At 33.0% G+C, this 6,000-nt stretch carries 7 protein-coding genes; 4 read left to right on the top strand and 3 right to left on the bottom strand.

Going from position 1 to position 6,000, the window contains the following annotated elements; all coding sequences use genetic code 11:
- The coding region (locus tag ACN6NE_RS19640) for a threonine synthase (protein ID WP_474326753.1) at window positions 1-581 on the bottom strand (581 nt) is incomplete at its 3' end.
- A 158-nt stretch (window positions 582-739) separates the two neighbouring features.
- On the opposite strand from ACN6NE_RS19640, the gene ACN6NE_RS19635 reads away from it, so the two are divergent.
- The 3 genes from ACN6NE_RS19635 (at window position 740) to ACN6NE_RS19625 (ending at window position 3,471) form a co-directional block, all read left to right on the top strand.
- On the top strand, window positions 740-1,627 hold the full coding sequence (locus tag ACN6NE_RS19635; RefSeq protein WP_474326751.1) for a LysR family transcriptional regulator: 888 nt from the start codon (window positions 740-742) through the stop codon (window positions 1,625-1,627).
- Window positions 1,628-1,799: 172 nt separating this feature from the next.
- Window positions 1,800-2,621, top strand: coding sequence for a prephenate dehydratase (gene pheA / locus ACN6NE_RS19630; protein ID WP_474326749.1), 822 nt, complete (start codon window positions 1,800-1,802; stop codon window positions 2,619-2,621).
- A 142-nt stretch (window positions 2,622-2,763) separates the two neighbouring features.
- Window positions 2,764-3,471 carry a class I SAM-dependent methyltransferase gene (locus ACN6NE_RS19625; RefSeq protein ID WP_474326747.1) on the top strand — a complete coding sequence of 236 codons (708 nt, stop codon included), beginning with the start codon at window positions 2,764-2,766 and terminating at the stop codon, window positions 3,469-3,471.
- 108 nt (window positions 3,472-3,579) lie between these two features.
- On the opposite strand, the gene ACN6NE_RS19620 is transcribed toward ACN6NE_RS19625, so the two are convergent.
- Complete coding sequence (locus tag ACN6NE_RS19620) at window positions 3,580-4,164, bottom strand: DJ-1/PfpI family protein (protein ID WP_474326745.1); 585 nt, start codon at window positions 4,162-4,164, stop codon at window positions 3,580-3,582.
- 178 nt (window positions 4,165-4,342) lie between these two features.
- On the bottom strand, window positions 4,343-4,786 hold the full coding sequence (locus ACN6NE_RS19615; protein ID WP_474326743.1) for an Lrp/AsnC family transcriptional regulator: 444 nt from the start codon (window positions 4,784-4,786) through the stop codon (window positions 4,343-4,345).
- 137 nt (window positions 4,787-4,923) lie between these two features.
- Here ACN6NE_RS19615 and ACN6NE_RS19610 point away from each other — a divergent pair, with 137 nt between their 5' ends.
- Window positions 4,924-5,508 carry a DJ-1/PfpI family protein gene (locus ACN6NE_RS19610; protein WP_474326741.1) on the top strand — a complete coding sequence of 195 codons (585 nt, stop codon included), beginning with the start codon at window positions 4,924-4,926 and terminating at the stop codon, window positions 5,506-5,508.
- The last annotated feature ends 492 nt before the right edge of the window (window positions 5,509-6,000 follow it).

Below are 6,000 nucleotides of genomic sequence, written 5' to 3'. Positions count from 1 at the left end.
AATTCAATCCCATCATCATACGTTCCAGGAATACTAAATACATGAGCACCATATGCGATCGTTTGTAGTACTTTGTTCATCGATATATCCTTATTAGGGACAAAAATGTAAGAATCTGAATTTCCTATGGAAGCATACATAGCTAAGGATGAAGAGGTATTTCCAGTTGAAGTACAAGTGAATTTTTTATACCCTAGGGATTTTCCATGAGAAACAGCTACGGTCATTCCATTATCTTTAAATGAGCCACTAGGATTTTCGCTCTGTGCTTTTAAGTAGATTTTTCTCATACCAATATAATCTTGAATTAGTTGATGCGTATATAACTCTGTATTTCCTTCATATTTTGTCACAATACATTCTTCAGGTAACTCAGGAAAGATTAATTCTTTATATCTCCATACGCCACTAGCATAAGGAGTCATACGTTCTGAGAGACGCTCATTAAATAAGCGTTTTAATCGCTCTGCATCGTGGTTGTGAAAGTCCTGAATAATATCCAACAATCCACCACATTCACAGTGATAACTAAAATTATCATAAGAAATTGATTTACTACATTCAATGCATACTAATTTCATTTTTATAAGGGAAGTCTCTATTCCCTTCTCACCTCTTTATTAAGAAATATTCTTGAGCACTACATTTTATAGTTTTAGAATAAAGGAAGAGATTTTATAAATCTAATATATATTTATTTAGTATTAATAACTTTTATTTATGATTAGGGGAGCGAAATATGAATCTTCATGCTTTAAGATTATTTTACATTGTAGCTAAAAAAAGAAGTGTAACCCGTGCTGCTGAGGAATTGAATATAAGTCAACCGGCAGTAACAGCTCAAATAAAAAAATTAGAGCAAGAAATTGATTTAACTTTAGTATCTCCTAAAGGGAGAGGGATTTTTTTAACCCCTGCTGGTGAACAACTTGCTAAGCACGCTCAAAGGTTATTTTCTCTTGAATGTGAGATTGAATCTTCTATCAAACAATACAGAGACGGTACAGCTGGAAAGCTACGTATTGTCGCAACATATCTTCCTGCGAACTTTTTACTGCCTAAATGGATTGGACTGTACAAACAGCAATATCCCGAAGTAGAGGTAGAATTAACAACTACTAATTCTAGTAAAGCAATTGACCATTTGATTAATTACCAAGCTGAAATCGCTTTGATAGGCGGTAGAAGGGAATTTCATTCATTAATCACGAGTAATGAACTATTTGAAGATCAAATGTTGTTTATCGTACATAAAAATCATAAATTTGCTGGAAAGAAAGTTGCATTGTCTGAAATTGTAAGAGAACCTTTTGTATTTCGTGAAGAAGGCAGCTCTTCAAGGGAAAAATTATTTTCTCTCTGTAAGATCTATAACGTCAATAAGCCAATTATCGGATTACAAATTAATGGATTGAATGAAACAATCAGAACGGTGATTGCAGGATATGGAGTTACTTTTGTTTCCTCTCTTGAAGTCAATGAGCATTTAGCTCAAGAGCAAGTAGCAATTGTACATGTAGAAGAAGTTAATTTAAAAAATCCTATTTCGTTATGTACAAGAGAAAAAGATGGACTTTCCAACATTGCATTGAACTTTATCGATTCTATAAAAAATGACATGAATTAGAAGACTGAATGTTCAAGCGCCGGTAAAGTGCATTGTATCAAATAATTTTGTATATCCTATTCATCTTTTAAAACATATTTTCCCCTATGGATAATTGGATTAATATGTAATTTTATATGTTTTCAATAGAAATTTAGGTTATACTTGGTTCAAAACTGAAGGAGTTTTGAACGTGAAAGTTGCATATTTAGGACCCCAAGGTACATTTTCAGAAGAAGCTGCATTTCGTTATTTTTCACCTAATAAAGTGGAATGGCTTATGTGTGAATCCATTTTAGATGTACTTGATGCTGTTAAAGAACATCGAGTTGATAAAGGCCTAGTACCAATTGAAAATTCAATTGAAGGTACAATCAATATGACAGCAGATGGCTTATTAATGGATGATTTCTTTATTGAAGAGGAAGTAATTCTCCCTGTTTCTTTGCACTTACTTACAATGAAAGGTGTCGAGTCTGATCAAATTGAGGAGGTTTGGTCAATTCCACCAGCACTAGCTCAATGTAGAAACTACATTCGAGAACTAAGAGCTACAAGTAAGCATTTTAATAGTACAGCCTCTGCTGCTAAAACTTTACGTGATCAGGCTAGAAAAGATGTAGGTGCCATTGGTTCTGAATGGTCTGCAAGAATGTTTGATTTACAAGTAACGAAAAGTAATATTCAAGATCATGGCGAGAACTGTACTCGTTTTGTTTTAGTGGGAAGGCATGAAAATAAATTAACTAAAGGAAAGAAGACAATGTTAGTGGTAACGCCTAATGAGGAGCGCCCTGGTTTATTAGCGATAATTTTAAATGTATTTTCATCTCTCTCTATTAACCTTACATGGATTGAGTCTCGCCCTACTAAGAAGAAATTAGGTACATACCGTTTTTTTATTGAAACTGAAAAGAGTTTGCAGGAAGATAGTGTTCGTAAAGCCATTGCTATTTTAGAAACGTACGGCCATGGTGTTTTAGTGTTAGGAAGCTATAATACAACAAAATTATAAAAATAGATAAAGCATATTACGTTAACTTAGAATAAATAAAATATACATCAAGTTACTGTTGAAAATAGGAATGAGGAAGGGTAAAATCATAATTGTTAGATTTTTCTAACTTTAAGTTTTAGTAGAGGAGAGATGAGTTGAGATGAGTAAAGCAGAGTTTTATGAGCAAGTTGGGGTAGCCATGACATGTAGGTCTTATGGAGAGTACGAAAAAATGTTTTTGCTAGAAGACGATTGTCTTAAAAAAGGAAAAATCTTAGATGTTGCAGCTGGAGCTTCTTCATTTGTAGCAGAAGCTAACGAAAGAGGCTATGATGCTGTTGCTGTAGATCCTCTTTATAATTTAACAGTTGAGCAAATGACCTTACATGGGCAGAAAGAAATGAAAGAAGCCACTGAAAAACTGGCTAAAAATATTTCGTTCTTATCTTGGGATTCTTATAAGAGTCTGGAGGAACACGATAAGATAAGAGAAGAATCTTTTAAACTCTTTTTAAATCATTATAAAGAAAATTCAATAGAAAAACGTTTTATTGCTGGAACTTTACCAAATTTACCTTTTAATGATGAGACGTTTTCGCTTGTGTTATGTAATCATTTCTTATTTCTTTATCAGGAGCAGTTTGATCTTGAGTTTCATTTACAGGCCATTCGAGAAATGATTCGAGTAACTAAAAAAGGCGGTATGATTAGAATTTATCCGTTAGTAGGATTTAAAAATGAACGATATCCTTATTTAGATGAATTAGTAGAAGCTGTAAATGATGAAAACATAGTAGTTAAAATCACAGATACAACATTTCGCTTTGTTCCTGCAGCTACAGAACTTTTAACTATAAATAAATTATAACGATACAAAACAAGTCTTTCTCTAATGGAGAAAGACTTGTTTTTTTGAAACTTGTAAATGATTTCGGATAACCATAACCAAAAAAGCTTATTTTGAAGGCTTTTGGTTTTAATGCTTATTTACAATACCAGTTTTATAATAAGGATAATCCATTTGTTTTTGAATCTTTATTGCAGTTTCTGATCCATCAATTAATTCACATATATATAGTCCTAGATCTACAGAAGTAGCAACTCCACCACCAGTAATAATAGTAGAATCTTTAACAATCCGTTCTTTTTCTACTTTGTCTGTATATTGCTTTAATAAATCAAATCCATTTGGATGAGTAGTAGCTTTTATATCCCTTAGGAAGCCAGCTGCTCCTAGGAGAAGTGATCCAGTACACACAGAAACTTTATAAGGAACATCTTTTGCTGTTTTTAACCAGTTAATGAATTCAGTATCATATTGTAAAGCTCTAGTACCCATTCCACCTGGCACAAAGATTAAATCATATTCTGAGAGGTCTGGTGAAACTTTATTTATTTTAAATGTAATTCCACGATCGTCGCTTATTTCATTGCTTAATGCGCAGAGATCCCAAGTTAAATCTTTTTTAAATCCTAGTGTTTTTAAGCGTGTAATGCCATCATAAAACCCAATAAAGTCTAAAGCTGTTAATTGATCAAAAAGAATAAAACCAACTTTCATTAAATTACACCTTCCTTAACATAGTTAACAGTGTAATTTAATTCTCCATATTTTTCTAATATCCTCTTAATCTTTTAATTTGTCATATAACCAGGTATGACGCTTTTGTAAGGAACCTTATAGTAAATGAAATTGTGTAGAGCGTACATATTTAGCAGAAGTAATTGCATTTAAAAAGTTATTGATTGCTATTATCTTTGGACAATTTGATTTCCATATTATCATTTGATGATAAGACTATATTTGTAGATGGGGTACCAAACGCCATTGCTTTATCAATAAACTCTTCCAAGGTATGTACTGACTCCGTGCATACCTTTGCTACGTAACTTATTTGTCCAGCAACACGATAACACTCCATTACATCTGGGTGAAGATTACAGAATGCTGCAAGATCCTTACATTTTGTTGTTTCAAATAAAACAAATGCAGTGATGTTTCTATTTAATTTTTCTGCATCGATAATTGCTTTATACCCTTTTATAATACCGTTTTCCTCTAACCTTCTAACTCGTTCAATTGTAGATGGAGAAGATAAGTAAACTTTTTGAGCTAATTCTTTCATTGAGATCTTAGCATTTACTTGCAATTCATGAAGTATTTTTCTATCTATTAAGTCCATTTTATCCTCAACCTTTTTTTATTAATTATTATTGAATAATTAACTAATTTAGTAAAGTTATCTTTGGAAATAACCTAATCATTCATATGTGAAATGTTATAGATATTTACTAAAATTTATTTAAAGGAGCTGATAATGTGAAGAAAATATTATTACTTTTAGCAAATGGATTTGAAGCTGTAGAAGCAAGTGTTTTTACAGATGTGTTTGGATGGAATAAATTTGAGGGAGACGGCACAACTGAATTAGTGACAGCTGGATTACATCCAAAACTAACATGCACATGGAATTTTACTGTAACCCCAGAAATGTTAGTATCAGATATTAATGTGAAAGAATTTGATGCTCTTGCGATACCTGGCGGTTTTGAAGAAGCAAATTTTTATGAAGATGCTTACGATGAGAGGTTTTTACAGGTTATTAGAGAATTTCATGAAATGGGAAAACCTATAGCTAGTATTTGTGTTGCGGCTCTTTCACTTGGAAAAAGTGGAATCTTAGAAGGTAAAAAAGCTACTACATATAATCACCCTAGCAGTATAAGAAAGGCACAGTTAAGAGAAATGGGTGCATTTGTTCAAGATGATTATATTGTTGTAGATAATAATATCATTACTTCCTCAAACCCTAGTACCGGATTTGATGTGTCATTTTTACTATTAGAAAAATTAACTTCAGTAGAAAATGTTAAACAAGTTAAAGAATTAATGGGATTTCAATAATTAAGAATTAGAACAAAAAGTGTTTTTAGTTGAGAGACGAAAATTTATAACTTTTAAATAATAAAGAATCCTTATTTATCAAAAAAGGGTTCTTTATTATTTCCTATAACACGTTTTATGGTGCGACAAGAAGTCGCTTTTATATAGTGTGGCTTACGCCACTGGTTTAGACGCAAAAACTATCCCCGTCCAAAACTGCGGGTCTGGTAACGGGCTCGTGGGTTGCATGCGGAAATGCGGAAACAGAGAGTCAGTGCACGACTCGGAACACTGCTAGGGGAAGATGAGTATGGTGAACATTAGTGAAGGTTTGTAAGCTTCGTAAATTTTAGCTCGGGATAGTGCACAGATTTGCCTGGGTATTGGTAAGAGGAAAAGCAGATTCATAATGCTGCTGTGACGCGTCCCGTATCTTGCCCGGAGTAAAGAACCCACCTAACCTCGTCGTATCTATAAGATGCGGAACTTGGTAAGCCCTTTGTCATCTGTGTA

The sequence above is a fragment of the Priestia sp. 53B2 genome (assembly GCF_056099005.1).
This window is presented reverse-complemented; position numbering and strand designations above follow the sequence as displayed.